General features: G+C 64.1%; 26 protein-coding genes and 1 pseudogene. 12 read left to right on the plus strand and 15 right to left on the minus strand.

Annotated features, from left to right (window positions below):
• Positions 1-2: 2 nt before the first annotated feature.
• Complete coding sequence (mbfA, locus tag ACSQ3Z_RS03840) at positions 3-986, minus strand: iron exporter MbfA (protein ID WP_436170046.1); 984 nt, start codon at positions 984-986, stop codon at positions 3-5.
• Between the two features lie 175 nt (positions 987-1,161).
• On the opposite strand from mbfA, the gene ACSQ3Z_RS03845 reads away from it, so the two are divergent.
• Positions 1,162-1,485 (plus strand): hypothetical protein, encoded by a 324-nt coding sequence (locus ACSQ3Z_RS03845; RefSeq protein ID WP_436170047.1) that lies wholly within the window; start codon positions 1,162-1,164, stop codon positions 1,483-1,485.
• 192 nt (positions 1,486-1,677) lie between these two features.
• Positions 1,678-2,658: a threonine/serine dehydratase gene (locus tag ACSQ3Z_RS03850; protein WP_436170048.1), complete on the plus strand. Its 981-nt coding sequence runs from the start codon at positions 1,678-1,680 to the stop codon at positions 2,656-2,658.
• Positions 2,659-2,744: 86 nt separating this feature from the next.
• On the opposite strand, the gene ACSQ3Z_RS03855 is transcribed toward ACSQ3Z_RS03850, so the two are convergent.
• From ACSQ3Z_RS03855 to ACSQ3Z_RS03875, 5 genes are all read right to left on the minus strand, one after another.
• Positions 2,745-3,710 carry an MBL fold metallo-hydrolase gene (locus ACSQ3Z_RS03855; protein WP_436170049.1) on the minus strand — a complete coding sequence of 322 codons (966 nt, stop codon included), beginning with the start codon at positions 3,708-3,710 and terminating at the stop codon, positions 2,745-2,747.
• A gap of 101 nt (positions 3,711-3,811) precedes the next feature.
• Complete coding sequence (locus ACSQ3Z_RS03860) at positions 3,812-4,948, minus strand: ABC transporter permease (RefSeq protein ID WP_436170050.1); 1,137 nt, start codon at positions 4,946-4,948, stop codon at positions 3,812-3,814.
• Positions 4,945-5,865: an ATP-binding cassette domain-containing protein gene (locus ACSQ3Z_RS03865; RefSeq protein WP_436170051.1), complete on the minus strand. Its 921-nt coding sequence runs from the start codon at positions 5,863-5,865 to the stop codon at positions 4,945-4,947. Before ACSQ3Z_RS03865 ends, ACSQ3Z_RS03860 begins: the two co-directional genes overlap by 4 nt.
• Positions 5,862-6,815, minus strand: coding sequence for an HlyD family secretion protein (locus tag ACSQ3Z_RS03870; protein WP_436170052.1), 954 nt, complete (start codon positions 6,813-6,815; stop codon positions 5,862-5,864). Before ACSQ3Z_RS03870 ends, ACSQ3Z_RS03865 begins: the two co-directional genes overlap by 4 nt.
• Entirely contained in the window at positions 6,812-7,516 is a 705-nt protein-coding gene (locus ACSQ3Z_RS03875; protein WP_436170053.1) for a CerR family C-terminal domain-containing protein, read from the minus strand. The genes ACSQ3Z_RS03870 and ACSQ3Z_RS03875 overlap by 4 nt, the downstream gene beginning before the upstream one ends.
• 91 nt (positions 7,517-7,607) lie before the next feature.
• On the opposite strand from ACSQ3Z_RS03875, the gene ACSQ3Z_RS03880 reads away from it, so the two are divergent.
• From ACSQ3Z_RS03880 to ACSQ3Z_RS03890, 3 genes are read left to right on the plus strand one after another with little or no spacing between them, the layout of a single operon-like run.
• Complete coding sequence (locus tag ACSQ3Z_RS03880) at positions 7,608-8,081, plus strand: CYTH domain-containing protein (protein ID WP_436170054.1); 474 nt, start codon at positions 7,608-7,610, stop codon at positions 8,079-8,081.
• On the plus strand, positions 8,078-9,022 hold the full coding sequence (locus ACSQ3Z_RS03885) for a CHAD domain-containing protein (protein ID WP_436170055.1): 945 nt from the start codon (positions 8,078-8,080) through the stop codon (positions 9,020-9,022). Before ACSQ3Z_RS03880 ends, ACSQ3Z_RS03885 begins: the two co-directional genes overlap by 4 nt.
• Before the next feature lie 41 nt (positions 9,023-9,063).
• On the plus strand, positions 9,064-9,870 hold the full coding sequence (locus ACSQ3Z_RS03890; protein ID WP_436170056.1) for a lipo-like protein: 807 nt from the start codon (positions 9,064-9,066) through the stop codon (positions 9,868-9,870).
• Here the strand turns inward: ACSQ3Z_RS03890 and ACSQ3Z_RS03895 are convergent, their stop codons facing one another.
• Positions 9,871-10,668, minus strand: a complete 798-nt coding sequence (locus ACSQ3Z_RS03895; protein WP_436170057.1) for a helix-turn-helix domain-containing protein — start codon at positions 10,666-10,668, stop codon at positions 9,871-9,873.
• Positions 10,669-10,781: 113 nt separating this feature from the next.
• Between ACSQ3Z_RS03895 and ACSQ3Z_RS03900 the strand changes: the two genes are divergently transcribed.
• Together ACSQ3Z_RS03900 and ACSQ3Z_RS03905 are read left to right on the plus strand one after the other, a co-directional pair.
• Entirely contained in the window at positions 10,782-11,642 is an 861-nt protein-coding gene (locus ACSQ3Z_RS03900) for an SMP-30/gluconolactonase/LRE family protein (protein ID WP_436170058.1), read from the plus strand.
• A 74-nt stretch (positions 11,643-11,716) separates the two neighbouring features.
• Positions 11,717-11,836: pseudogene (locus ACSQ3Z_RS03905) on the plus strand (STAS domain-containing protein); the annotation flags it as partial.
• A gap of 204 nt (positions 11,837-12,040) precedes the next feature.
• Here ACSQ3Z_RS03905 and ACSQ3Z_RS03910 read toward each other — a convergent pair.
• Both ACSQ3Z_RS03910 and ACSQ3Z_RS03915 read right to left on the minus strand, forming a co-directional pair.
• Complete coding sequence (locus ACSQ3Z_RS03910) at positions 12,041-12,742, minus strand: phosphatase PAP2 family protein (protein WP_436170059.1); 702 nt, start codon at positions 12,740-12,742, stop codon at positions 12,041-12,043.
• Positions 12,743-12,751: 9 nt separating this feature from the next.
• Positions 12,752-13,093 (minus strand): hypothetical protein, encoded by a 342-nt coding sequence (locus ACSQ3Z_RS03915; RefSeq protein WP_436170060.1) that lies wholly within the window; start codon positions 13,091-13,093, stop codon positions 12,752-12,754.
• A 195-nt stretch (positions 13,094-13,288) separates the two neighbouring features.
• Between ACSQ3Z_RS03915 and ACSQ3Z_RS03920 the strand changes: the two genes are divergently transcribed.
• Both ACSQ3Z_RS03920 and ACSQ3Z_RS03925 read left to right on the plus strand, forming a co-directional pair.
• Entirely contained in the window at positions 13,289-15,292 is a 2,004-nt protein-coding gene (locus ACSQ3Z_RS03920; RefSeq protein WP_436170061.1) for a PhoX family protein, read from the plus strand.
• Positions 15,293-15,549: 257 nt separating this feature from the next.
• A complete protein-coding gene (locus ACSQ3Z_RS03925) occupies positions 15,550-16,587 on the plus strand; it encodes a phosphatidylglycerol lysyltransferase domain-containing protein (RefSeq protein ID WP_436170062.1) in 1,038 nt (345 codons plus the stop codon).
• Between the two features lie 13 nt (positions 16,588-16,600).
• Here ACSQ3Z_RS03925 and ACSQ3Z_RS03930 read toward each other — a convergent pair whose 3' ends face one another.
• Entirely contained in the window at positions 16,601-17,362 is a 762-nt protein-coding gene (locus ACSQ3Z_RS03930) for an ABC transporter permease (RefSeq protein ID WP_436171826.1), read from the minus strand.
• Positions 17,363-17,376: 14 nt separating this feature from the next.
• Positions 17,377-18,303, minus strand: a complete 927-nt coding sequence (locus ACSQ3Z_RS03935) for an ABC transporter ATP-binding protein (RefSeq protein WP_436170063.1) — start codon at positions 18,301-18,303, stop codon at positions 17,377-17,379.
• A 245-nt stretch (positions 18,304-18,548) separates the two neighbouring features.
• Here ACSQ3Z_RS03935 and ACSQ3Z_RS03940 point away from each other — a divergent pair, with 245 nt between their 5' ends.
• Both ACSQ3Z_RS03940 and ACSQ3Z_RS03945 read left to right on the plus strand, forming a co-directional pair.
• Entirely contained in the window at positions 18,549-19,910 is a 1,362-nt protein-coding gene (locus ACSQ3Z_RS03940) for a cytochrome ubiquinol oxidase subunit I (protein ID WP_436170064.1), read from the plus strand.
• Between the two features lie 10 nt (positions 19,911-19,920).
• Positions 19,921-20,925, plus strand: coding sequence for a cytochrome d ubiquinol oxidase subunit II (locus tag ACSQ3Z_RS03945; protein WP_436170065.1), 1,005 nt, complete (start codon positions 19,921-19,923; stop codon positions 20,923-20,925).
• A 126-nt stretch (positions 20,926-21,051) separates the two neighbouring features.
• Here the strand turns inward: ACSQ3Z_RS03945 and msrA are convergent, their stop codons facing one another.
• The 4 genes from msrA to ACSQ3Z_RS03965 all read right to left on the minus strand — a co-directional run bounded on the left by msrA (position 21,052) and on the right by ACSQ3Z_RS03965 (position 24,551).
• Positions 21,052-21,792 carry a peptide-methionine (S)-S-oxide reductase MsrA gene (gene msrA, locus ACSQ3Z_RS03950; protein WP_436170066.1) on the minus strand — a complete coding sequence of 247 codons (741 nt, stop codon included), beginning with the start codon at positions 21,790-21,792 and terminating at the stop codon, positions 21,052-21,054.
• A 163-nt stretch (positions 21,793-21,955) separates the two neighbouring features.
• Entirely contained in the window at positions 21,956-22,285 is a 330-nt protein-coding gene (locus ACSQ3Z_RS03955) for a hypothetical protein (protein WP_436170067.1), read from the minus strand.
• Positions 22,286-22,368: 83 nt separating this feature from the next.
• The gene (locus ACSQ3Z_RS03960) at positions 22,369-23,070 is read right to left on the minus strand and encodes a DUF1223 domain-containing protein (protein ID WP_436170068.1); all 702 of its coding nucleotides are present in this window, start codon (positions 23,068-23,070) and stop codon (positions 22,369-22,371) included.
• Positions 23,071-23,462: 392 nt separating this feature from the next.
• Complete coding sequence (locus tag ACSQ3Z_RS03965; RefSeq protein ID WP_436170069.1) at positions 23,463-24,551, minus strand: TadE/TadG family type IV pilus assembly protein; 1,089 nt, start codon at positions 24,549-24,551, stop codon at positions 23,463-23,465.
• Positions 24,552-24,761: 210 nt separating this feature from the next.
• Between ACSQ3Z_RS03965 and lepA the strand changes: the two genes are divergently transcribed.
• Positions 24,762-26,567 carry a translation elongation factor 4 gene (gene lepA, locus ACSQ3Z_RS03970; RefSeq protein ID WP_436170070.1) on the plus strand — a complete coding sequence of 602 codons (1,806 nt, stop codon included), beginning with the start codon at positions 24,762-24,764 and terminating at the stop codon, positions 26,565-26,567.
• The last annotated feature ends 148 nt before the right edge of the window (positions 26,568-26,715 follow it).

Genomic DNA, 26,715 nt, shown 5'->3' on the forward strand with positions numbered 1-26,715 from the left:
AGCTAGGCATTCCCAATCAGCACGCCGGCCGCGAACACCAGCGCGCCGCCCAGCACCACCTGGAAGGCGGCGCGCCAGAATGGGGTCTGCATGTAGCGGTTCTGCACGAAGGCGATCGTCCACAATTCGAAGAACACCACTACCGCCGCCACCACCGTCGCCGTCCAGAAGAACGGGATGAGATAGGGCAGCGCGTGGCCCAAGCCGCCCAGCGTGGTCATGATGCCGACGGTCAGCCCGCGCTTCACCGGCGAGCCGCGGCCCGACAATTTGCCGTCGTCGGAGGCGACCTCGGTAAAGCCCATCGAGATGCCGGCGCCGATCGAGGCGGCAAGCCCGACCAAAAAAGTCTGGAACGTGTCGTGCGTGGCAAACGCCGCGGCAAAGATCGGCGCCAGCGTCGACACCGACCCGTCCATCAGCCCGGCCAGCCCCGGCTGCACATAGGTCAGGATGAACTGGCGCTGCTCGGCGCTTGCCTCTTCGATCTTGACCTCGCCCGGCACATGTTCCTGCTCCAGCTGATGCGCCGAACTCTCATGGCCCTGTTCGGCGGCCGCCAGATCGCCGAGCAGCTTTCTGGTCGAGGCATCCGTGGTGCGTTTGGCCGCCTCGACATAGAACAGATAGGCCTGCCGCTCCATCGCTTCGGCCTGCCGGCGCACGGCGTCGATGCCGAGCGGCCTGACCAGCCAGTCGGGCTTGCGCTCGTAATAGCCCTTCACATGCTCGCGCCGGATCAGGGGAATGCGCTCGCCGAAGCGTTTTCGGCAAAGCTCGATCAGCGAGTCGCGGTGGCCGTCCTCCTCTTCCGCCATCGCCTCGAACACCTTGGCCGATTGCGGAAAGCTCTCCGCCAGCCCGTCGGCATAGGCGCGGTAGATGCGCCCGTCATCCTCCTCGGAAGAAATCGCCAACGCCAGGATCTCCTGCTCGGACAGCGAATCGAAGGAACGGCGGCCGAAGCCGAAAACACGGGAAAGCATGAGGAAGTCACCCTTGTTTAGAATAGTTCTAAACTAGGAGCTTGGGCATCGCCGGTCAATCACGCATCACCGGGAAGGTTCAAAAAATGTTGAACAGGGCCAGTGCCGCCAGCCCTTCATTATCGGCGAACGTTCACTTAGATAGGTAAACCTAAGCCAAAGAAGGAAGCCATGGATGACCGACAGGCCGCACGCGCACCCATTTGACCCAAAACCTGTCCTCGATCTCATCGCCAGCATCGAGGCCGATCTGCAACGCCTCAAAGGCCTGGTCGAGCAGCAGGCCGAAAAATTCGATCCCGCCAACCCGCACAACAAGACGCCCGACGGCAAGCTGACCGAGGAGGGCGTCGAATGCTGCTACCGCATGTTCGACGAAGGCAAGTCGCGCTATTCGGTCGCCCAGCAGATGAAGATCTCCTTCGCCGCCGCCACCCACCGCTTCAACGCCTGGCGCAAGGCTGGTGGCGACAAGCGGCGGAAGACATTGCTGGGGTGAGAACCAGGTTCGCCGCAGGCGAATTGAAAGGTTCTGTGGACCTTTCAAAGGGTTCGAACCGGTCAGCTGCCGGAGGCAGCGGGCCTCCGGCTGAGGCAAAGGCGATTTTGTAACGGTCACATTTTTTCGTTGGCATGCTGCCGCATTTTCCGTGCACCATGAGTGGACCCACCTTCCTGCAAGGCCATCCCCATGACCGCTACCCTTCCCGGCATTGCCGACATCCACCACGCTGCTGTCCGCCTTTCCGGCCTGATCGTTGAAACGCCGCTGATCGAATCGCAAGAGCTCAACAAGCGCTTCGGCGGACGCATCCTGTTCAAGCCCGAGACGCTGCAGCGCACTGGCTCGTTCAAGTTCCGCGGCGCCTACAACAAGCTGTCGTCGCTCAGCGAAGAGGAGCGCAGCCGCGGCGTCGTCGCCTTTTCGTCGGGCAACCATGCGCAGGGCGTGGCCGCTTCCGCCGCGATGTTTGGTGTCAAGGCGATCATCGCCATGCCGGCCGACGCGCCGGCGATGAAGATCGCCAATGTCCGCAAGATGGGCGCCGAGGTGGTTGCATTCGACCGCGTCCGCGAGGACCGCATGACCGTCGTTCGCCCTTACATCGAGCAGGGCATGGTGCTTGTGCCGCCCTACGACGATCCCAGGATCATCGCCGGTCAGGGCACTATCGGCCTCGAACTGATACGCCAGGCAAAGGCGCTTGGTGCGAGCCTCGACGCCGTCGTCATTCCATGCGGCGGCGGTGGCCTCTCCAGCGGCATCTCGATTGCGGTCAAGGACGCTTCCCCGGGCACCTCGGTCTGGGGCGTCGAGCCCGAGCATTTCGACGACACCCGCCGCTCGCTGGCCAACGGCGCCAGGGTCATGAACGAGCCCGGTCATCAATCGATCTGCGATGCGCTGCTCGTCGCCGAGCCGGGCGCGATCACTTTCGAGATCAACCGCAAAAACCTCGCCGGCGTCATTGCCGTCTCCGACCAGGCAACGCGACAGGCGATGCGCGACGCCATGGCCCATCTCAAGCTGGTCGTCGAACCGGGCGGCAGCGTCGGGCTGGCGGCACTGTCGTCGGGCGAGATCGACCTTGCAGGCAGATGCGTCGCCGTGGTGCTCTCCGGCGGCAATGTTGATTTCGGCACCTATGCGGAAATCATGTCGGCGGCCTAGGGTGAAGACCGGTTCGGGGTCGCGCGCCTCTTTCCACCTGCAAGGATCGGAGGGCGTGGGGCTAATAGCTCTGCCCACGGGAGTCGTCAAAGCACGAACGTCTTGCCGACCGCAGATGGAACGACCCTCTCGCCATAAGCGGCCGCAAGTGCGCTAATGGCGCGCCAACCCGTGCAGTGCCCGGGTGAAATCAATTGCAGGTCAAACTGCGCCAGCGCTTCGACCGTCTCCGGGATACTTGGCTCGGTGATCCCGGAGAGGTGGAAGCCGCCAAACACGGCGTAGAGCGGGATATCCGGAAACCGTGCCTTGGCGTGCGTCAGAACGTTGATCAGGCCGGCGTGCGAGCAGGCGGTGAAGACGACTTGCCCCTTGCCGGCCACGTTGATCGCCACGAAACGCTCGTCCGGCATTACTTCGTCCAGCTCCCAACTGCCTGCCGCGGTCTGGCGATACTGGCCGGGAAACCCGCGTTCGAACCGGGTCACGCGAGGGATTTCGCCGCTCACATAGAACGTCTCGTCAAAAAGCAGCAGCTCATCTCGGGTAATGATGACATCGGCGCCGTTTCCGGACAGGACATCCACGCTCGGCACCAGTTCCATCGGCCGAAACTGCCCATCGCCGGATTTGGTCGCGCGCAAGGCGAACATATCGGGATGCATGTAGGTTGGGATACGCTGCCCGCCATTGCTCATCGTGATCATTTGGAGGGCGCGCGGCATTGCACCTGCATGATCCCAGTGACCATGCGACAGCATCACCGCGCCGACTTCCCCTAGATCGACGCCGAGCCTGACCACGTTGCGCTCAAACACCCATTCCTCGGGCCCGGTGTCGAACAGGAGTGTGCGGCTGGCGGGTCCAGTCCGGGCGGTGATCAAGCAGGACAGCCCATGCGCGGCGCAGCACAGGCATTTCCCGGTTAGCCATTGCATCCCTTGTCGGCGGTGGCGGGCGAACTCGGTCTCGACGAAACCAGGATTCGACGAGAGACTGTCGGTCGCGTTGTCGACCAGAAAGATGATCTCTGCAGTATCGACGGCTTTCATGGGAGCGACCCGCCTGACGATGCATAGGGGCCGCCACTCTATCCAATTCTGGTGCCGCGCACAGCTCCGATAGGCATCCAGAGCCTATGCATTTCCTGACCCTAATCCAGCGTCCGCCTGAACCGCACCAGCGCCACGCCGGCAAACAGCGCCACGAACACCACCAGCCAGCCGATCTCGGTCGCCACGGCCGGCATCTCGGCGCCCTTCAGCATCACCGCGCGGATGATGCGCAGGAAATGGGTCAGCGGCAGGATCTCGCCGAAGATCTGCGCCCAGTCCGGCATGCCGCGATAGGGGAACATGAAGCCGGACAGCATGATCGACGGCAGGAAGAAGAAGAAGGTCAGCTGCAGCGCCTGCATCTGCGTGCGGGCGATGGTCGAAATGGTGTAGCCGAGCAGCACCAGCGCCAGCACGAAGATCAGCACGGCGGTCAAGAGCAGCGATATCGAGCCGGTGAAGGGAATGGCGAACAGAAGTTTTGCCGCCGCCAGCACCACCACCACCTGCACGGCGCCGACCACCAGATAGGGCAACACCTTGCCCATCATGATTTCGAGCGGGCTGGTGGGCATGGCGAGCAGGTTCTCCATCGTGCCGCGCTCGGTCTCGCGCGTCAGCGCGATCGAGGTCATCATCACCATCGTCATCTGCAGGATGACGCCGAGCAAGCCGGGCACGATGTTGTATTGCGAAATGCCTTCGGGGTTGTAGCGCCGGTGCACCACCACTTCGAGCTGGCCCTTGGCGCTCTCGGCGGCGGCCTCCTGCATGCCGCGCGCCCGAAGCAGCGCCTGGTTGGCGACGGTGCCGAGCGTCGAAATGGCGCCGCTGGCCACCGCCGGGTCGGTGGCGTCGGCCTCGATCAGGATCTGCGGGTTGTCGCCGCGCTCGACCCGACGGGCGAAATCGGCGGGAATGGTGACGACGAAGGCGACGTCGCCGCGCGACATCAGGAACTCGGCTTCGGCGGCACTTTGCGCGACATGGTCGAAGCGGTAGTAGCCGGTGGTCTGCAGCGCCGAAACCATGGCTCGTGTATAGGGATCGCTGCTCGTTGCCACGAGCGCGGCCGGCAGGCTCTTCGGATCGTTGTTGATGGCATAGCCGAACAGCACCAGCTGCATCAGCGGCACGCCCAGCATCATGGCGAAGGTGATGCGGTCGCGCCGCATCTGGATGAACTCCTTGATCAGCAGCGCGCCGAGCCGGGCGAAGGAAAAGACGCTGTTCATGCCATATTGTCCTTTGAGCCGGACATGAACTGGATGAAGACGTCCTCGAGGCTGGTCTCGCCCGGCGCCACCGTCACACCCTTATGCTTTTTCTCGACATCGGCGAGTGCGGCCTGCAGCGCCCTCCTGTCGGAGCCGACGACATGCAGAGTCGCGCCGAACGGTGCCACCTGGTCGACGCCGGGCCGGCCCTGCAGCGCTTCGGCCACCTGGTCGAGGCGCGGACCTTGCAGCACGAAAGTCGTCAGCCCGGCATTCTTCACCACCTCTTCCACCGTGCCGGTGGCCAGCATCTTGCCGTAGGAGATGTAGCTGATCCGATGGCAGCGCTCGGCCTCGTCCATGTAATGGGTGGAGACCAATACGGTCAGCCCGCCGCTGGCGAGGCGATGGATCTCGTCCCAGAATTCGCGCCGGGCCTTCGGGTCGACGCCCGCGGTCGGCTCGTCGAGCAAAAGCAGCTTCGGCTTGTGCATGATGCAGGCCGCAAGCGCCAGCCGCTGCTTCCAGCCGCCCGACAGCGTGCCGGCGAGCTGGTTGCGGCGCGTGGTCAGGCCAAGGTCTTCCAGCGTCCGCGCCACGTGCTCCTCCACCGGCTTCAGCCGGTAGAGCCGGGCGACGAATTCGAGATTCTCGCCGATCGTCAGATCCTCGTAGAACGAGAATTTCTGCGTCATGTAGCCGACTTCGCGCTTGATGCTGAGGCTGTCGGTGCGTATGTCGAAGCCCAGCACCGTGCCCTCGCCCTCATCCGGCGTCAGCAGACCGCACATGATGCGGATGGTCGTCGTCTTGCCCGAGCCGTTCGGCCCGAGGAAACCGACGATCTCGCCTTCGGCCACCGTCATCGTCACATGGTCGACGACGGTTTTGTCGCCGAAGCGCTTGACCAGGCCATGGACGTCGATGGCGTTCATTTGGCGCCATCCGCCAGATCGACGTCGACGATCTGCCCGGGCTGCAGGGCACCCGCATCGCCCTCCGGCCGCGCCTCGACCAGATAGACCAGCTTCTGCCGGTTCTCGAGCGAGTAGATCACCGGCGGCGTGAACTCCGGGTCGGGCGAGACATAGCTGACGCGCGCCTTCACATCCGCTCCGCAGCCGTCGCAATGGACGCCGAGCAGCGTGCCGACCTTGACGGACGAGAACGCGCTTTCCGGAATGTAGACGCTGAGCTTCACGGCGCCGTCCGGCAGCATCGAAATCACCGGCGCGGTCGGTCCGGCGGTGTCGCCCGGATTGCGGATCACGTCGTTGACGCGGCCGGGCGAGGGCGCCGCCAGCACGCGCTTCGACAGCCGCCATTGCGCTTGCTCCAGCGCCGACTGCGCCTGCTTGACCTGGTTGTCGGCGGCCTTGATCGTCTCGGGGCGCGCCGGCAGACCGCCGACAGCGAGATTGGCCTCCGCCTGGCCGACCTGCGCATTGGCGGTCTCCAGCGTCGCTGAGGCCGTGTCGTAGTCAGCCTGCGTGCCGGTGCCGCGCTTGAACAGGTCGCTGGCGCGGTCGTATCTGCGCCTGGCGTTGGTGGCCTGAGCCTTGGCCATGTCGACCTGCGCCTTCAGCACCGCGATCTCTTCCGGACGCTTGCCGACCTGAAGGTCCGCAAGTTGCGCCTCAGCCTGCGCGAGCGCCGCTTCGGCCTGCGCCACGGCGATCTTTGCGTCGGCGCTTTCCAGCGTCACCACCGGCGTGCCCGGCGCGACACGGTCGCCGCGCTTGACCGCGACCGTCTCGACCTGCGCCACCTCGATTGGCGCCAGGAGCACATAGTCGCCCTCGACATAGCCGACGGCTAAAGGTGCGGCCGGCGCGCAGGCGCCGAACAGCTGGGCGGCAAGCGGCAGCGAACAGAGAAAACTCATGATTTGCCCTCCTTGCGGGCGGCCAGACTATGGGCGGTAAGAATCGCGCCGAGATTGTCCGCCGTCACCGCCACCACCTTGGCGGCTTCGGTCTCGCCGATCTCGCGCCAGCCCATCCTGCGCATGACTGCCTCGCGGCCGATGCGGAAATAGATGACCTGGCCGATCAGCGTGAACACGGTGAGCCGGGTAGCCTCGCTTTCGGCCGTCTCGCCCGTCGCCTGTTCCCACATCTGGCAGAGCCGGCGATGCGTCGGCTCGAACACCCCGCCATAGATGCGATCGAGCGCCGCCGTTGGATGCGACAGCTCTCTAAGTACGAATTGTACGATCTCGCCGGCCTGCGGGCTTGCCACGATGAAGCCCACCATCCGCTCCAACGCCGTGAAGAGCTGCGCCCGCGCCGCCTCGGGAGTGGACGGTGAGCCCGCCTGGGCCGCGCCGGTGGCCTGCCCGGCTATCACCTGGATGGTGTCGACGATATAGTCGGCGGCGGCGGCGCGCAGCCCTTCCTTGCTGCCGAAGTGGTAGGCGATGGAGCCGATATTGGCTTTCGCCTCGGCCGCGATCTCGCGTGTCGAAGTGCCGTCGAAGCCTTGCCGCCCGAACAGCTTGAGTGCCGCATGCACGAGTGCAGCACGTGTTTGGTCGGCAGGCGAAGCTTCGCGATGCGAAGGTTTGGCGCTCGTTTTCCTGCTCATGAGATTGATTTAATCAATCGATTGATTAAGGTCAAATTGATTCTCAGCTTCGGCTTGCCATCCCGAGCCTCTCGCGCTTTAGTGCGCGGCCATGGGCAAGGAAGTCGAGCGCAAATTCCTGGTCTCCAGCACTGCTTGGCGTGAGCTGGTCGAGGCGCATATCCGGATTCGACAATTTTACCTTGCCGCCGCGCCCGGCCGCACGGTGCGCGTGCGCATCAGCGACGGCACCTCGGCCAAGCTGACGCTCAAATTCGGCAGCAAGGCGCGCGAGCGCGACGAGTTCGAATATCCGGTCCCGCTCGCCGAGGCCGAGGAGATGCTGGCGTTCGCCATCGGCCATGTCATCGAGAAGACACGCCACCATGTTAGGCATCGCGGCTATCTCTATGAAGTCGATGTATTCGGCGGAATGCTGGCGGGGCTTGTGGTTGCCGAACTCGAGACGCCGGAAGACGTGCCGGACGAAATGCTGCCAGATTGGCTCGACCGTGAAGTCACCGGCGAGCACAGGTTCTACAACGCGTCGCTCGCCCTTGAGGGGATTCCGGAGATCGCCGCATGAGCTTTCGCATCGATCCGCGCCTGCCGCTGACCCGCGAGGTCAGGCGTATCCTCGCCGAAGAGGTTGGCAAGGCGCTCGCCCATCTGGATGCAGCGCGCGACAATCCCGAGAAGGCGCTGCACAAATGCCGCAAGCGGCTGAAGAACGCCCGCGCGTTGCTGCGACTGGTCCGTTCCGGTGACGAAACATTCTGCAAGACCGAGAACGAGTGCTATCGCCATGTATCGGCCCTGCTCGCCGGCCCGCGCGAGGCGACGGCGCTGATCGAGACCATCGACCGTCTTGCAACAAGCTTTCCCGAGCAAACCGCCGGCGGCGGTCTTGATCCCGTCCGCGACAGGCTGGTGGTGCGCCAGCACGAGATGCATGCGGGCGCCGGCCTCGACGCCGCCATAGGTGCTGCGACCACCGCTTGCGCGGAAGGTCTCGGCCACATCGACAGGCTGGTCCTGCCCGATCAGCCGGAACAGGCCGCTGATATCCTGGCCGACGGCGCCCGTACCTCCTTGCGCCGGGCTCGCAAGGCGCTGGACAAGGCAGGTTCCCGCGGCGCGGCCGATGATTTCCACGATCTGCGTAAGGCGGCCAAGACCCACAGCATGCATCTGTCGCTGCTCGGCCGGCTGTGGCCGACGCCGATCAAGGCCCGCCGCAAGGCGGTCGACGAACTGGGCGAGCGGCTGGGCGACCTGCATGATGTGTTCGTCATGCGCGCCCTTCTCGATACCGATGGTGAGCCGCTCGGTTCGCCGGAGGACACAAAGCTTCTCGCCAAGCTTCTGAAGCGCTCGGAAAAGAGCCTGAAAAAGACTTGCCTCGCCGATGCGGCCGAACTGTTCGGCGACAGTCCCAAGCGGTCGACGAAAAAACTGGCGCGCAAGGTGCGCGACGACCTGGCCGGCGCTGCTCAGGAAGATGCAGGCCTGCCCGTCGCCAGCTGATCATGGTCCAGACCGCCGGTCTGTGCTAATCGCCATCTACGATGACCGCGCCCGCCGAAACGCTTCTCGACCGCCTTGGCCGCTGGCTTGCCGGCCGGCTGCTGGACGAATCCTCCGGCTACGAGCCGTACACGCCGTCCGACGCCGAAACGCTGCGGCGCACGCTCCAGCCAGGTGACGTCCTGCTCATAGAGGGCAACCAGAAGATCTCGGCTGTCATCAAGTATTTGACGCAGTCGACCTGGTCGCATGCGGCTTTCTATGTCGGCGACGCTCTGGCTGAACCCGAGGACGGATCGGAGCGGCGCCGCCTGATCGAGGTCACGCTCGGCGAAGGTTGCGTCGCCGTGCCGCTGTCGCGCTACCGCACCTATAACACCCGCATCTGCCGGGCGAGCGGCCTGGCGCCGGAAGACCGCGACAAGGTCGTCGCCTTCATGATCGGCAAGCTCGGGCTGAAATACGATCTCAAGAACATTTTCGACATGCTGCGCTTTTTCCTGCCGACGCCGCCGGTGCCGGTGCGCTGGCGCCGCCGCATGCTGGCCTTCGGCTCCGGCGATCCGACGCGGGCCATCTGCTCGACGCTGATTGCCGAGGCCTATGGCCAGATCCGCTATCCGATCCTGCCCGAGGTCACGCGCGCGCCCGGCCGCGCTTCGGCGCAGTCGAGCTACATGCGCCGGGAAATCCTGCACATCCGCCACCACTCGCTCTACACGCCGCGCGACTTCGACCTGTCGCCCTTCTTCCGCATCGTCAAGCCGACGCTGGAATATGGCTTCGACTACCGGGCGGTGACCTGGGACGACAAGGCTGCCGACGCAGAAGCGAAGGTGGCCGAATAGCTAAGCGGGCATCGGTCGCCGTGCCCTGGAGGTCGGATCTTTTGCTTTCGCGGCGGCATCTCGTGCGTGCGGGCCAACCGGCATGATCGCCGGAAACGGTGTCGCGCCGAACGCAAAGGTCCATTTGTAGCCGACAAGCGCCTCTTCGGGCGTCGTGTGCTGGTCGTGATGGGCAAGCAGCTTTGCGCGTTCCGCCAACTCTTCCGCCTCTCGCCGCACCATCTCAGCCGTCTCCGGCCGCATCCGCCGGGAGAAGCTGACGAATGTTGCCTCACGCTCCAGGTGGTTGATCGCCCAGCCGATGAAATTCTTGTTGGTCGTCTCGAACAACGGCCTGAGCGGGCCGTCGAAATTCCACTGGATCGGCGTCTCGACCAGCAGCCTCGCCGAAAGGCCGCGGCCGAGCGCGACCAGGCCGAGCTCCTCGAGGTCGCGCAAATAGAGGAACATCGAGGCTTCGCTCAGGTCTTGCGAGCGCATGATACCTTCGGGCGTGAATTTCTCGGACAGCATGATGAAGACGAACAGCAGCGCCGGCCGGCTCGCGAGTTTGCGCTCGATCTCCGGCGCCACATGGTTGGCTGGCCCCGGTCCCCGGTTCATCGAGCCCAGCACGTTCTCCAGCTCGACCTCGGCAGCAGTGCAGATCTCGACCAGACGGTCGAGCTTGCAGTTGCGCTCATGGAATATGCGCTTCACCGTCGGCTCGGAAACGCCCATGCGCTCGGCCAGCATGCGATAGGTGAGGCCTTTTGCCTTCAGCGTTCGTTTCAGCGCCTCGAAGATCGGGCCTTTCATGGAATGCACCTCTTTCGCGCGATTTCGTATCGATCTTCGATACTAGCGCCAAGAGGCCTTTCGGAAAAGTATCGAAAAAACTAGCTCTCCACCGTCACCACAGGAGAGCAACCATGAAGACCCTCATCACTTCGATACTCCTCGCCATTGTCGGTACCACGGCGGTGCCCGCTGCCCAGGCCGGCGAGATCTGGCGCGCTTCCGGCTTCGAGCAGCCCGAGTCGACCCTCTTCGACGCCGCCAACAAGCGCATCATCGTCTCCAACATCGTCGGCAATCCCGGCGAGGCCGACGGCAACGGTTATCTGTCGGTGCTGTCGCTTGACGGCAAGATCGTCACCCGGCACTGGACCGACGGCATGGACGCGCCCAAGGGCATGGCGATTTCGGGCGACAAGCTTTACGTCGCCGACATCACCAAGGTCCGCGTCGTCGACCTCGCCAGCGGCAAACTGGTTTCAAGTATCGGCGTTCCGAACGCGGTCTTCCTCAACGACATGACCGCCGACGCTTCGGGCAAGGTCTATGTCACCGACATGCTGGCCGACACGATCTATCGCATCGACGGCGACAAACCGGAGCTGTTCGTCAAGGACGCCGTACTTGCCTCGCCCAATGGCGTCTTCGCCGACGGCAACAGGCTGATTGTCGCCTCCTGGGGCAAGGGCATCAAACCCGATTTCAGCACCGCCGAGCCCGGCGGCCTGCTGTCGGTCGATCTCGCCACCAAGGCGGTCACGCTGCTGCCTGGTGCCCAAAAATTCGCCGACCTCGACGGCGTCATTGCCATCGGCGACGGCATCTATGCCACCGCCTACATGACCGGCACGCTCTACCGCTACTACGCGGGTGGTGCGCCGGAGGTGGTGGCGACCTTCAAGCTGGGCAGCGCCGACATCGGCACCGACGGCAAATCGACCATCTACGTGCCTCTGATGAATGAGGGCGAGGTGGCGGCGCTGAGCCTCGACTAAGGGAGGCAGCCGGCCGAATCCGTTTTCGACCGGCCGGCTCAGGCTGCAGATACTGGCCCCTTCAATTGCGAGCCTTCTTCTTCAGCGCCGCCTCGACCGTCGGCACGGTGCTGGACCGCATCGCCGACCAGCGCAAAAACTTCATCCTCGATTGCTCGGCGGTGCCATTCTTCGATTCGACGGCGGCCAATGTCGCCCGAGATCCGGTAGACGACGGTGTCGGCATCGCTGGCCTCGCTGGAACATAGGTGAATGGTCGGAAGCGAAACCCCGGCGCGCTCGGCTAGCGTCTTCTGATCGATTCCGGCCAGCCAGAACCCTTGTCTGAGTCTGCAGTATCAATGGACAATATAAGGGTCATGTTGTTTCAAACATCATCATGAACGGATCAAACATGGTCAATCACTGTCGGCCACCGCTTTGCGCCGCTGCAGCACGCGCGCCACCAGCCAGCACAGCATGGCCCATGCGAAGCCGGCGCACCAGCCGGCCAGCACGTCGGAGGGCCAGTGGACGCCGAGATAGACGCGGCTGATACCGACCAGCACGGTGGTCAGCACCGCCAAGCAAAGCACGAAAATCTTGGTCGTCCGCCCATGCAGGAAGCGCGCCGCCAGCGAGCCGAGCGTCAGATAGGTCACCGCCGACAGCATGGCGTGGCCGCTCGGGAACGAGAACGACGTCTCATTGACGAGATGCGAGACGAGATCCGGCCGCGGTCGGTCGATACCGGCCTTCAGCAGGCTCGACAGCACCTGGCCGCCGGCCACGGCGACAAAGATCAGCAGGGCCGTTGCCGGCCTGCGGATCATCAAGAGATAGACGATCACCGCCGTTACGATCAGCACCAGCACGCTGCCGCTGCCGAGGCTGGTGATATCGCGCATCGCCCCCTCCAGCCAGGGCGGCCCGATTGGGCTGTCGGGTTGGCCCGCCTTGCGGAAGGCAAGCAGGATTTCGGTGTCGAAGGCATGCGGCGTGCTCGCCCGCGCCACCTCCATCAATTCCTCGAACCCCCACAGCCCGCCGGCGATCACCAGGCCGGCCAGCAGGACCGGGAATTCGATACGGTTGAGCAGCGTGCGAGCGAAGGTCTTCATGGGGTCTCGCTAGAGGCGCGGTTGCAGATAGGGCCCGAGCATGATCAGCGCCACCGCCGCGACCGCCAGCGCGATGCCCGTCGCCTGCAGCGCGTTGACGCGCTCGCCGAAGAACACCAGCGCCACGACATTGACCGATACCAGCTGGATCACCGCCGACAGGCTGAACGACACCGACATGCCGAATTCGCGGATCAATCTGAGCATGATAAGATTGCCCAGCGAATAGAGCGCCAGCGTCACCACGATCTTGCCCAGGCTTGGCGCCAGCCCCCATTGCTTGGCCGCCGTTGCCGCCAAGAGGAAGATCACGGTCGAAATGCCGAGCTGAAGTAATCCGGAAAGACTCACTTTTTGCCCCTGAGTGACGTTTGTGGCAGCCCTTGTTTCCGAAGCGTGCCGGGACGTCAAGCAACGTCCATCGCACCAAGGTCCAGCTCGTGATTGAAACCGGCTTACAATGTCACGAAAGTGTGATCAGTCGACTGTAAGGGTCGAACAGGTACCCATGCTCCAGCCACTCCAAAAAGCCAGAGGCAAGCCCCCATGACTGAACATCGCTCGACCGACGCCCGTTTCCGCACCAGCCTGCTCGAGGAAAATGACGGCCCGGCCATCAATCCCACCGACAACCGCACCATGGGCGAGATCATCGCCTCGCGCTTTTCGCGCCGCGGTTTTCTGAAAGGCTCGCTCGCCGTCTCGGCCATCGCCGCCACCGTCAGCCCGCTGGCATTGGTCAGTGCCGACAACGCCCGTGCCGCCGAAGGTTCCGCCTTCAGCTTCGACGAGCTCGAGGCCGGCATCGACGACAAGCATCACGTCGCACCCGGTTACGATGCCGATGTTCTGTTGCGCTGGGGCGATCCGCTGTTTGCCGATTCGCCTGAATTCGACCCGACGAAACAGTCGGCCGAGGCCCAGTTGAAACAGTTCGGCTACAACAACGACTATGTCGGCTACATTCCGATCGACGGCTCGGCCGAGCACGGCCTGCTGGTCGTCAACCACGAATACACCAACTCGCATCTGATGTTTCCGGGCATCGTGAAAATCGTCGAGAAGGAGGGCAAGAAGGCGCTCGAAGTCGCACCGCTCAGCAAGGAGCAGGTCGATGTCGAGATGGCAGCACACGGCGGCACCATCGTCGAGATCCGCAAGGAAGCAGGCAAATGGCAGGTCGTGCGCGACGGCAAGCTCAACCGCCGCATCACCTCCAACACCGAAATGGCACTGTCCGGCCCTGCCGCCGGCCATGACCGCCTCAAGACCAGCGCCGATCCGTCTGGCACCAAGGTCATCGGCACCTTCAACAATTGTGCCGGCGGCGTCACGCCTTGGGGCACCTATGTCATGGCCGAGGAGAACATCCACGGCTATTTCTCCGGCGAACTGCCGGCCGACCACAAGGAAGCCGCCAACTACAAGCGCCTCGGCATTCCCGAAGGTGCCTATGAGTGGGGCGCGCACTACGACCGTTTCGACCTCGCCAAGGAACCGAATGAGGCCAATCGCTTTGGCTGGATCGTCGAGGTCGACGTCAACGATCCCACTTCGACGCCGAGGAAGCGCACCGCAATGGGTCGCTTCAAGCATGAGGGCGCTGAATCGATCGTCGCCAAGGATGGCCGTGTCGTCTTCTACCTCGGTGACGACGAGCGCTTCGACTATGTCTACAAATTCGTCACCAAGGGCACGTTCAACCCGAACGACCGCGCCGCCAACATGAACCTGCTCGACGACGGCACGCTGCATGTCGCCAAGTTTGCCGAGGACGGCTCGGTCGAATGGCTGCCGATCGTCTTCGGCCAGGGCCCGTTGACTCCCGAAAACGGTTTTGCCGATCAGGCCGACGTCCTGATCGAAACGCGCCGCGCCGCCGACCTGCTCGGCGCTACCAAGATGGACCGCCCCGAGGACATCCAGCCCAATGCTGGCAACGGCAAGGTCTATGTCATGCTGACCAACAATTCGAAGCGCAAGGCCGAGCAGGTCGACGCCGCCAATCCGCGCGCCGAGAATGCCTTCGGCCACATCATCGAGATCGTCGAGGACGGCGGCGACTTCACCGCAACCAAGGGCAAGTGGGAAGTGCTGCTGAAGTGCGGCGATCCCTCGGTGGCCGAAGTCGGCGCCACCTTCTCGACGGCCACGACAGCCAATGGCTGGTTCGGCATGCCGGACAATTGCGCCGTCGATTCGGCCGGGCGCCTGTGGGTCGCCACCGATGGCCAGGGCCCGAAGGCCACCGGCCGCACCGATGGCCTGTGGGCGGTCGACACCGAAGGTGCCGCGCGGGCAACCTCAAAACTGTTCTTCCGCGTGCCGATCGGCGCCGAAATGTGCGGCCCGCTGTTTGCGCCGGACGACCAGACCGCTTTCGTCGCCGTCCAGCATCCGGGCGACGGCGGCGAAGACTGGAAGCCATTTGGCCGGCCCTCCTACTACGAGGATCTGTCGACCCGCTGGCCCGATTTCAAGCCCGACATGCCGGTGCGGCCATCGGTGGTCGCCATCACCAAGCAGGGCGGCGGCAAGATCGCGGTCTGACCAGGCGGCGACAACGCGCGATACGAAGGAGGACCTGGAGACGGCCCTCCTTTTTGACGGCGGCACTCCATGTCGGGCGAGGCCGATCGTACGGGCTCGGCTTGGCTTTGCCGCCTTTTGGCCGAGATTGCCCTGCAGATGACGCCGATTGCGCCTCTATGGCGCATGCGCGATATGATCGATAATCAGGTCGCGTCAGTGCGACTGATTCGAGGCCTGTGGGCTGGCGGGTCTTCCTTTCGACACGCGGACCGGCCATGCCCTCCTTGCGCATCACCATCGACAGGTTTCTTGAAGGCGCAGCACCCAAGGTTCCGCGCCAGGAACTGACGCATGTCGAGCGCCTGGCGCTGGTTCGCCGGCATGGCGATTTCTCGCTCGCCTACTCGACCGCCGTGCAGCAGAAACTGTCCTATTTCGGCGACAGCGACGGCTACATCGCCTTCGGTACCAAGATGAAGCACCATTTCGCGCTCGGCGACCCGGTGGTGCATCCGCCTGACCGACCCGACTACATCAGACGTTTCGTCGAAGCCGCCAGCGGCCCCTGGTTCGTGCAGATCGGCGCCGAGACCGCGCGCGTGCTGGCCTCGCTCGGCTATCAGGTCAACCGCCTGGGCATCGACACCAGGCTGCCGCTGCCCGACCATGATTTCTCCGGCAAGCGCAACGAGACGGTGCGCTATTCCGAACGCTGGCTGCTGAAGAAGGGCTATTCCTTCGAGGAAGACAGGCGCAGCATCTTCCTCGACGAGATCGCCAGGCTGTCCGAGAACTGGCGCGGCGAGCGCATCGTCAAGCGCTGGGAGATGGGCTTCCTCAACCGGCCCTTCGCCGATCATCTCGGCGCCGACATGCGCCGTTTCGTGCTGCGCGGCCCCGATGGCGAGCTCGTCTCCCTGCTCGATTTCGATCCGCTGTTTCGCGACGGCAAGGTCATCGGCTACACCACGGCCTTCAAGCGCAAGCATGTCGAGGCCACCTCGCATGCCGAGATCGGCCTGACCAAATTCGCCGTCGACCGCTTTCGCGAGGAAGGCATTTCCGTCGTCACGCTGGGTCTGTCGCCCCTGGTCGACATCGAAGCCAGCGGCTTTGCCGAAAATGGCTTCTGGCGCAGTGCTTTCCAGCGCGCCTATGATTCGCCCTGGGTCAATCGCTCGAAGTTCAATTTGCAGGGCCAGGCGGCATTCAAGCGCCGCTTCCACGGCCAGGAGCAGCCGACCTATGTCGCCTTCCGCCAGGGGACGCTGGTCGAGATGCTCGGCCTGCTGCGGCTGGTGAAAGCAATCTGAAGCGGCCGCCCGGTCAGTTCCTTAGCCGGTAGCCCGTCCTGAAGATCCAGGCGACGATCGCTATGCAGATCAGCAGAAAGACGACCGTCATGCCAAGGCTGATACCGACCGAGACGTCCGACTTGCCGTAAAAGCTCCAGCGGAACCCGCTGATCAGATAGACGACCGGATTGAACAGCGTCACCGTGCGCCAGATGTCGGGCAGCATGTTGATCGAATAGAAGCTGCCGCCCAGGAAGGTCAGCGGCGTGATGATCAGCAGGGGCACCAGCTGCAGCTGCTCGAAGCTCTTGGCCCAGATGCCGATGATGAAGCCGAACAGGCTGAAGGTCACCGCCGTCAGCACCAGGAAGGCGAGCATCCAGACCGGATGTTCGATGTGAAGAGGCACGAACAGCGAGGCCGTCGCCAGGATGATCAGGCCGAGGATGATCGACTTGGTCGCCGCCCCGCCGACATAGGCAATGACGATCTCCAGATAGGACACCGGCGCCGACAGCAGCTCGTAGATCGAGCCAACGAATTTGGGGAAATAGATGGCGAAGGAGGCATTGGAGATCGACTGCGTCAAAAGCGACAGCATGATCAGCCCGGGCACGATGAAGGCGCCGTAGCTGATGCCGTCGATCTCGGTGATGCGCGAGCCGATGGCCGAACCGAAGACGACGAAATAGAGCGATGTCGAGATGACCGGCGAGATGATGCTCTGCAGCACGGTGCGAAGGGCGCGCGCCATTTCCACCCGGTAGATTGCCCATACTGCACGAAGATTCATGGCCGCGCGCAGGTTCATGGCTCTTGCCTCAAAAGATTGACGAAGATCTCTTCGAGCGAGCTGTTTTCCGTGTCCATGTCGCGGAAATGGATGCTGGCGGCCTCGAGGTCGCGCAGCAACGAGGCGACGCCTGGCCGGTCGCTCTGGTTGTCATAGGTGTAGGTCAGTTGCTGGCCGTCCGGCGACAGCTCGAGCGCGTAGCGCGAGAGTTTCTCGGGGATGGCCTCGAGCGGGCTGCGCAGCTCCACCAAAAGGCGCTTGCGGCCGAGCTTGCGCATCAATTCGGCCTTGTCGTCGACCAGGATGATCTCGCCGCGGTTGATGACGCCGACGCGATCGGCCATCGCCTCGGCCTCCTCGATGTAATGCGTGGTCAGGATGATGGTGACGCCGTCCTCACGCAGCCGGCGCACCATCTCCCACATGTCCTGCCGCAGCTCGACGTCGACACCGGCTGTCGGCTCGTCGAGGAACAGCACGCGCGGCTCGTGCGACAGCGCCTTGGCGATCATCAGCCGGCGCTTCATGCCGCCCGACAGCGTGATCGCCTTGGCATCCTTCTTGTCCCACAGCGAAAGGTCGCGCAGCACCTTCTCGACGAATGCCGGGTTGGCCGGCTTGCCGAACAGGCCGCGGCTGAAATTGACCGTCGCCCATACGCTCTCGAAGGCGTCGATGGTCAGCTCCTGCGGCACCAGTCCGATCAGGCTGCGCGCGGCGCGATAATCCTTGGTGATATCGTTCCCGTCCACTGTGACCGAGCCCGACGAGCGGTTGACGATGCCGCAGACGATCGAGATCAGCGTCGTCTTGCCGGCGCCGTTAGGCCCGAGCAGGGCGAATATCTCGCCGCGTTCGATGTCGAGGTTGATTTCCTTGAGCGCCTTGAAACCGGTGGCGTAGGTCTTGGTGACCCCGGAAATCGATATGATTGATGGCATGGCTGAAAACGGCTGCTTGAAAGGGGGCGGGAGATTTTTATTCCGCTGAATGTTGGTGCGCGCGGCGGGAAGTCAATGCCACTCCTGACAATTCTGGATAATCGTTCCCCCGCGAGCCGTTTGCCGGCAGGCTGATGCCTTCGCCCAAAGTGCTGCGACATCGCGCCCCGCGTGACGCCAAGCCGCTTTGACCGGACCGCGCCTGCGCCCTATTCTCCAGCCACAAGCAGCAGCCGGAGCCCGCCATGGACCCGCTCATTCTGTCGCGCATCCAGTTCGGCGCGAATATCTCGTTCCATATCCTGTTTCCGGCGATCACCATCGCGCTTGGCTGGGTGCTCTTGTTCTTCAAGCTGCGTTACAACGCGACCGGCGATTCCGCCTGGATGCGCGCCTATTTCACCTGGGTGAAGGTGTTCGCTTTGTCCTTCGCCATGGGCGTGGTCTCCGGCGTCACCATGAGCTTCCAGTTCGGCACCAACTGGCCGGGCTATATGGAGACGGTCGGCAACATCGCCGGCCCTCTGCTCGCCTATGAGATCCTCACCGCCTTCTTCCTCGAGGCGGCCTTCCTCGGCATCATGCTGTTCGGCTTTCGCCGCGTTTCCAACCGCATCCATACGCTGGCAACGGTGCTGGTGGCCGGCGGCACGACGGTCTCCGCCTTCTGGATCATTGCGCTGAATTCCTGGATGCAGACCCCGGCCGGCTTCGAGATGCGCGATGGCGTCGCGCATGCGGTCGACTGGTGGGCGATCGTCTTCAATCCGTCGATGCCCTACCGGCTCGTCCACATGCTGCTTGCCTCCGGCCTGACGGTCTCGTTCCTGATCGCCGGCCTGTCGGCGCTTCGCTATCTCTACGGCGACCGTTCGGAATCGATGTGGAAGGCGCTGCGCACGGGCGTCTTCACCGCCGCCATCCTGATTCCGATCCAGATCTTCGCCGGCGACCAGCACGGTTTGAACACGCTGGAGCACCAGCCGCAGAAGATTGCCGCCATGGAGGCAAACTGGAACACCGGCCCCAACGTGCCGCTGGTGCTGTTCGCGCTCCCCGACGAAGCGGCCAGGGAAAACAAATTCGAGCTCGCCATCCCTGACGGCGCCAGCGTCGTGCTGCGCCACAGCACCAGCGGCGTGGTGCCGGGCCTCAACGACTATCCCGGCAACCATCCGCCGGTCTTCCCGGTGTTCTGGGGCTTTCGGATCATGGTCGGCACCGGTGTCCTGATGTTGCTCGTCTCCTGGTCGGCGGCCTTTTTCCTCAAGCGCCGCCACAGCCTGCCGAAGCCGCTGGCGCTGCTGATGGTGCCGATGGGACTGTCCGGCTGGCTGGCGACGCTTGCCGGCTGGTACACCACCGAAATCGGCCGCCAGCCCTGGCTGGTCACCGGCGTCCTGAAGACCGCCGACGCTGTCGGCCCGGTCGCCGGCAGCCATGTCGCGCTGACGCTTGCCGTTTATCTCATCCTCTACGTGCTGCTTCTGATCGCCTATCTCGGCGTGCTGGTGCATCTGGCGCTGAAGGCGGCCAAGGATGGCGACGCCTCGCCGTTGCCCGGCGTCATGAACGCGGCATTGTCGCAACCGGCGGCCGGGGAGTGAGGAGAAGAACATGACCTTCGACTGGCCAACCTTGCTCCCCCTGATCTTCGCCGGCCTGATGGGCCTCGCCATCCTGATCTACGTCATCCTCGATGGCTTCGACCTCGGCATCGGCATCCTGTTCGCGGCTGCTGAAGACGCCGAGCAAGATACGATGATCGCGGCAATAGGCCCGTTCTGGGACGCCAACGAGACCTGGCTGGTGCTGGCCGTCGGCCTGCTGCTGGTCGCCTTCCCGCTGGCGCACGGCACCATCCTCACCGCGCTCTACATTCCGGTCTTCCTGCTGCTCGTCGGCCTCATCCTGCGCGGCGTCGCGTTCGATTTCCGCGCCAAGGTGCCGGCCGGCAGGAAGCATCGCTGGAACCGCATCTTCTTCCTCGGCTCGATCATCGCCTCGCTGGCGCAGGGCTATATGCTGGGCGTCTATGTGCTCGGCCTCGATGTCGGCTTTGGCGGCGTGGCCTTCGGCGCGCTGGTGGCGCTCTGCCTCGCCGCCGCCTATGCGGCGATGGGCGCCGCCTGGCTGATCTACAAGACCGAGGGCGCATTGCAGAAGAAGGCGGTGGGCTGGCTGCGCACGGCGCTGGTGCTGGCCGCACTCGGCATGGTCGCGGTGTCGCTGGCGACGCCCTTTGCCAGCCCGCGCATCTTCGACAAATGGTTCGTCTGGCCACAAATGCTCTATCTGTCGCCGCTGCCGATCCTGTCGGCGCTGCTGTTCGTCTGGCTGTGGCGGCAGACCTTCCATCTGCCCAGGCCCGACGACCGCCACGCGCTGACGCCGTTCCTGACTCTGGCCGCCATCTTCGCGCTTGGCTTTGCCGGGCTGGCCTGGTCGTTCTACCCCTTCGTCGTGCCCGACAAGCTGACCATCTGGCAGGCGGCTTCGGCGCCCGAAAGCCTCGCCATCATCCTCGCCGGCACCGTCGTCGTGCTGCCGATCATCATCTTCTATTCCTTCTACGCCTACCGCGTCTTTGGCGGCAAGGCGACGGATCTGACGTATGATTGAGACGACAAAGGGTGGCGTTTCAGGGGCGGCGCATCAAATCCCTTCGTCATCCTAGGGTCTCCGCGACGTCGCTTCGCTCTAGGATGACGAAGGGTGGAGGGTTCGCCCCGCCCTCCCTGCCAGGCCTCAGCTCTTGCTGCTTGCCAGCACCAGCACCGGCTTGTCACTATACAGCGCCGGGAACAGCGCCTTCAAATTCGCCACCTTGGGCAGGTCGTTGTAGACGATGTAGGGATAGGTGGGGTTCAGCGTCAGAAAATCCTGGTGGTAGGTCTCGGCCGGATAGAAGGCCTTGCCGGTCTCCAGCGTGGTGACGATCGGCTTCGAAAACACCTTGGCCTTGTCGAGTTGGGCGATGTAGCTCTCGGCGATCTTCTGCTGCTCCTGGTTCTCGGCAAAGATGGTCGAGCGATACTGGGTGCCGCTGTCCGGGCCCTGGTAGTTGAGCTGCGTCGGATTGTGCGCCACCGAGAAATACACCTGCAGCAGCTGGCCGTAGGTGACCTTGGACGGATCGTAGGTGATCTCGACCGATTCGGCGTGCCCGGTGCGGCCAGTGCCGACCGTCTCGTAGACGGCGTTTTCCTGGCTGCCGCCGGCATAGCCGGAAACGGCACTGCTGACGCCCTTGACGTGCTGGAACACGCCTTGCACGCCCCAGAAGCAGCCGCCGGCGAAGACCGCCTTCTCGCTGCCGCTGGTGGCCTTCTCGTCCAGCGCCGCCGGCGGGATCACCACCGCGTCCTCGGCCGAGACGGCCGGGCTCTGCCACAGCGCGGCCCCCGCCGCCGCCAGGATGAGGGCGGCCAGCGCGCCCCTGGCGAAATTGGCCGATCGCCGCGCGGCTTTTTCGTGAATGCCGGTCATGTCTGATCTCCCATGATGGTGTCCTATTATATGGCGGATCGCACCGCCCTTGTCTCACATTGCCGTGCACCGCGCGCTCCAGCCCGGCCCAGTCCGTAAGAGGACCGTCCCTGACCTGGACAGGGAACGGCCATGGCCAGGGACGGCCGGAGGCGAGCCAAAGCTAGTTGGCCGCCCCCATCGCGTCGCAGGCCTTGGTCGCCTCGTCCTTCTTGATGGCGTCGGTTTCCATGGCTGCCTTGTCCATGCAGTCCTTCTTCATCGCATCAGCCGCCATCGGGTCGGTCGATTTCATCGCGTTTGTGCTCATTGCGTCGGTCGCCATGGCGCCGGCCGGTTTCATCGCATCCGTTGCCGGCTTCATCGCGTCCGTGGCCATCGCATTGGCCGGCTTCATCGCATCCTCGGCGCGCGCGATGCCGCCGGCATACAGCGCCGTCGAGCACAGCGCGAAGGCGAGCGCCGGCAGCGTCAGGCGAGAGAAATGGGTCATGATGGTCTCCTCTGGAGGGTTGATGGCGCGAGGGCCGGGAAGTGCGCCGCCGCTCCATGCGGCGTCGCGAAACTTTTGAACGATTAGTTGGCGGCGGCGGCCAGGATCGACCCGCCGGGCGATTGCACCAGCACCGCGGTGCTGAGGCCGCTTGAATCGGCGGGCAGGGAAAACGTCGTCGCCTCGCCCGTCCAGCTGCCAAGCTTCTTCAGCGCGTGCACGACATTGGCATGCGGCAAGGTGCGGCCGGTGTTTTCGCCGCGCGCCACCGGAACCTCGATCACGCCCTGGCGGTAGCGCACCAGCCAGACATCGGCGCGGCCAGCGGGCGCCTTGCCGGCGCCGATGGCGATCTTGCCGCCGCTGAGCGACAGCGATGGGCCTTTTATGCGGCCGCTGCTGGCAATCAGCTGTTCGATCTCGCCGGGACGGGCGCCGACCGCATCGGCATCGCCATTGACCACCACTTGCGGCGTGAACGGGCCGGAGCGGCCGAGCGACGGCTCATAGTTGACCTGGCGCTGCGTGAATTCTTCTCTGCCGAACGTGTCCTTCCAGCCGAGATAGTCCCAGTAGGTGACGTTGAACGACAGCGCCAGCACGCCCGAGCGGTCCTTGACCTTGATCAGATTGGCATTGGCCGGCGGGCAGGACGAGCAGCCCTGGCTGGTGAACAGCTCGACCACGGTCAGCGGCTGCGCGGCGGCGCCTGTCGCGGCGAGGACAAGGAGCGCCGCACCGGCGCCGAGCCACATCGCGCCCCTTTTCGCCTTTGAACCAGTCATCTTGGGTCTCCGTTGCAAGCTGGGCCATGACAACGGTTTCGCCGGTGCGGGGAGCTTCGTTACATCGTTCACCGCTTCGTGATTGGCTGCCTCGGTTTGGGCCAGACTCCGGACGTTTGCGCCGCCCCTCACCTGCCTGCCGGCATCCTCTCCCCGTGTAGTGACGGGGAGAGGGGCGCTCTCGTCAATGGTTTCGCCAACCGCCGACATTGCAGGAAGGGGTGCCGAGGTCGCGGTCAGCCTCTTTCTCCCCGTTCACGGGGAGAAATGCCCGGCAGGGCAATGAGGGGCAGCACCAGCTTCGAAAATTGATCATTCGCAGTCGGCCGACAAGCTAAAACGCCGCCCGGCAACCGGACGGCGTTGGCATAGGGCGTCTGCGACTTGCCCCCCTACTGGGTCAGCACCGTATCCGAAGGCCGCTGGTTGAAGTCGCACTTGCCGGTCACGGTGTAGAAGAAGTCGGCGTTGGAAACCGCGGCCGGCACGGGATTGCCGCCGTCCTCCCAGGCCTGGTAGCCCGGCTGGCCGCAGGGCACGGCGGTGAAGATGTCGACGGTCTGGCCGGTTGCGATCTCGGGCATGTCGGTCGGGCTCGTGCCGATATAGAGCCGGTTGGAGGTGGCCGGATCGTTCGACTTCAGGATCTTCGGCGAGCCGGACGGCACGTCCATCTGCAGATAGAGGCTGCTCATCTGGCTGACGTCGACCACGGCGCCGGCGCCATTGGCGGGATACATCGTATCGACACAACCATATTTGGTGCCACTCGAGTCCGTCTGGATGGCCGTTCCGGCGGGCAGGCTCTTCTGGAGGTCCTTCGTCTTGCCGACCACGCAGACCTGCTTCTGGACCGTCGTGGTGACGTCGGCGCCGCCCGAATTGGTGATGTTGTTGACGATGGCCGTGCCGTAGCCCTTCGGATCGCCGGTGTTGCCATAGGTATAGGTGATCGTCATCAGCGGCTTGGCGTCGGTCGCGCCGAACTTCACGCCGTAGAGCGTCATCGTCTTGCCCCAGTAACCCGACACCTTCGTGACCCTGAACGTGGTCTGCACCAGCGCCGGCCGCTTGCGCACCGCCGAGCCGACGGCGACCTGCACCGTGTCGATCCTGGCGATCTGCATGAAATTGGTCGGCATCGGATAGCTCGCCGATGCCTTGGCGGTGGCGGTGCCGTCGGCGGCGATGTCGAAGCTGTCGAGCTTGGCGGTGCCTTGCCCGCCATTGGCGGCGAAGGACTGCTCAAGTGCCGTCTGGCGATCGGCAAGGGCCGTGCCGGCCGGCATCGTGGTGACCGACAGGATCGCCGCATCCAGGGCATTCTGCATGTTGCCCCTTGTCTGCACCGCAGAGGTGTAGTCGACCGAAAAGCCGACGGCGAGCGCCAGCGGGATCAAGGCCATGATGAAAACGGGCACGAGCGAGCCGCTCGTCGAGCGGAAAAAGCGTATTGCTGATCTGAATGGATGGACGAACATTTTGAGCCCCCGGACCACGGCAGCATGCCGGGCTATCACGCAAGGCGCGGATGATGCCCTAAACGAGTGGATTAAGGTTTAAGCAGTTCCGCGTGTTCGCGGCGGTTGCGACGGGGCGCTTCTGAATATGGATGCTGGCGGGCCAGCGCCCTTGCGCCATGCGCCCCGCCCCGCTTGCCCCTGCAACCCGCCCCTGCTAAAGGCCGCCGCATGACCACCCCGCTCGACCACATCCGCAATTTCTCCATCGTCGCCCATATCGACCATGGCAAATCCACGCTTGCCGACCGGCTGATCCAGTCCACCGGCGGGCTGGAGCTGCGCGACATGAAGGAGCAGGTGCTGGACTCGATGGACATCGAGCGCGAGCGCGGCATCACCATCAAGGCGCAGACGGTGCGGCTGAAATACCGCGCCAACAATGGCGAGGACTATATCCTCAACCTCATCGACACGCCCGGCCATGTCGACTTCGCCTATGAAGTGTCGCGTTCGCTGGCCGCCTGCGAGGGCTCGCTGCTGGTCGTCGACGCGAGCCAGGGCGTCGAGGCGCAGACGCTGGCCAATGTCTACCAGGCCATCGACAACAACCACGAGATCGTCGTGGTGCTGAACAAGGTCGACCTGCCGGCCGCCGAGCCCGAGCGCATTCGCGAGCAGGTCGAGGAAGTGATCGGCATCGACGCCTCCAACGCCGTGCTGATCTCGGCCAAGACCGGCTTGGGCATCCCCGACGTGCTCGAGGCCATCGTCCACCACCTGCCGCCGCCGCGCCAGGGCGACGCTGCCGCCCCTTTGAAGGCGATGCTGGTCGACAGCTGGTACGATGCCTATCTCGGCGTCATCGTGCTGGTGCGCATCATCGACGGCGTGCTGAAAAAGGGCCAGACCATCCGCATGATGGGCACCGGCGCCAAATATTTGGTCGAGCGCACCGGCGTCTTCACCCCGGCCCGCATCAATGTCGACGAGCTCGGCCCTGGCGAGTTCGGCTTCTTCACCGGCTCGATCAAGGAAGTGGCCGACACCCGCGTCGGCGACACCATCACCGAGGACAGGCGCCAGACCGCGCATGCCCTGCCCGGTTTCAAGCCGGCGCAGCCGGTGGTGTTCTGCGGCCTGTTCCCGGTCGACGCCGCCGATTTCGAGGATCTGCGTGCCGCCGTCGGCAAGCTGCGCCTCAACGACGCCTCCTTCTCCTACGAAATGGAAACCAGCGCCGCGCTCGGCTTCGGCTATCGCTGCGGCTTCCTTGGTCTCTTGCATCTGGAAATCATCCAGGAGCGGCTGGAGCGCGAGTTCAACCTCGACCTCATCGCCACCGCGCCCAGCGTCGTCTACCGCTTGGCTCTCAATGACGGCTCGGTCAAGGAACTGCACAACCCGGCCGACATGCCCGACGTGGTGAAAATCTCGGCCATCGAGGAGCCGTGGATCCGCGCCACCATCCTGACGCCGGACGACTATCTCGGCGGCATCCTGAAACTCTGCCAGGACAGGCGCGGCATCCAGGCCGACCTGTCCTATGTCGGCAAGCGCGCCATGCTGACCTACGATCTGCCGCTCAACGAAGTCGTCTTCGATTTCTACGACCGGCTGAAGTCGATCTCCAAGGGTTACGCCTCCTTCGATTATCATCTGACCGACTACAAGGAAGGCGACCTGGTGAAGATGTCGATCCTGGTCAACGAGGAGCCGGTCGACGCGCTGTCGATGCTGGTCCACCGCACGGCGGCGGAAAAGCGCGGCCGCCAGATGTGCGAGAAGCTGAAGGAGCTGATCCCGCACCATCTGTTCAAGATCCCGATCCAGGCCGCGATCGGCGGCAAGGTCATCGCCCGCGAGACGATCTCGGCGCTGCGCAAGGATGTCACCGCCAAATGCTACGGCGGCGACGTCTCGCGCAAGCGCAAGCTGCTCGACAAGCAGAAAGAGGGCAAGAAGCGGATGCGTCAGTTCGGCAAGGTGGATATCCCGCAGGAGGCGTTTATCCAGGCCTTGAAGATGGGGGATTGAGCGGTCCGGCCTCAGGCCGGACGCATCGACCCGGTGGGTCAATGCGAGCGAAAATCCGGGTGGGAGCTGCCGAGGGCAGCGGGTCCCACCCTGGGGGGTTGCGGCAGTGCGGTGACCCGTTAGGCGCGCAGAGCGCGCCAAGGCACCG

Source organism: Mesorhizobium sp. LjNodule214 (assembly GCF_964252735.1).
Lineage (GTDB): Bacteria > Pseudomonadota > Alphaproteobacteria > Rhizobiales > Rhizobiaceae > Mesorhizobium.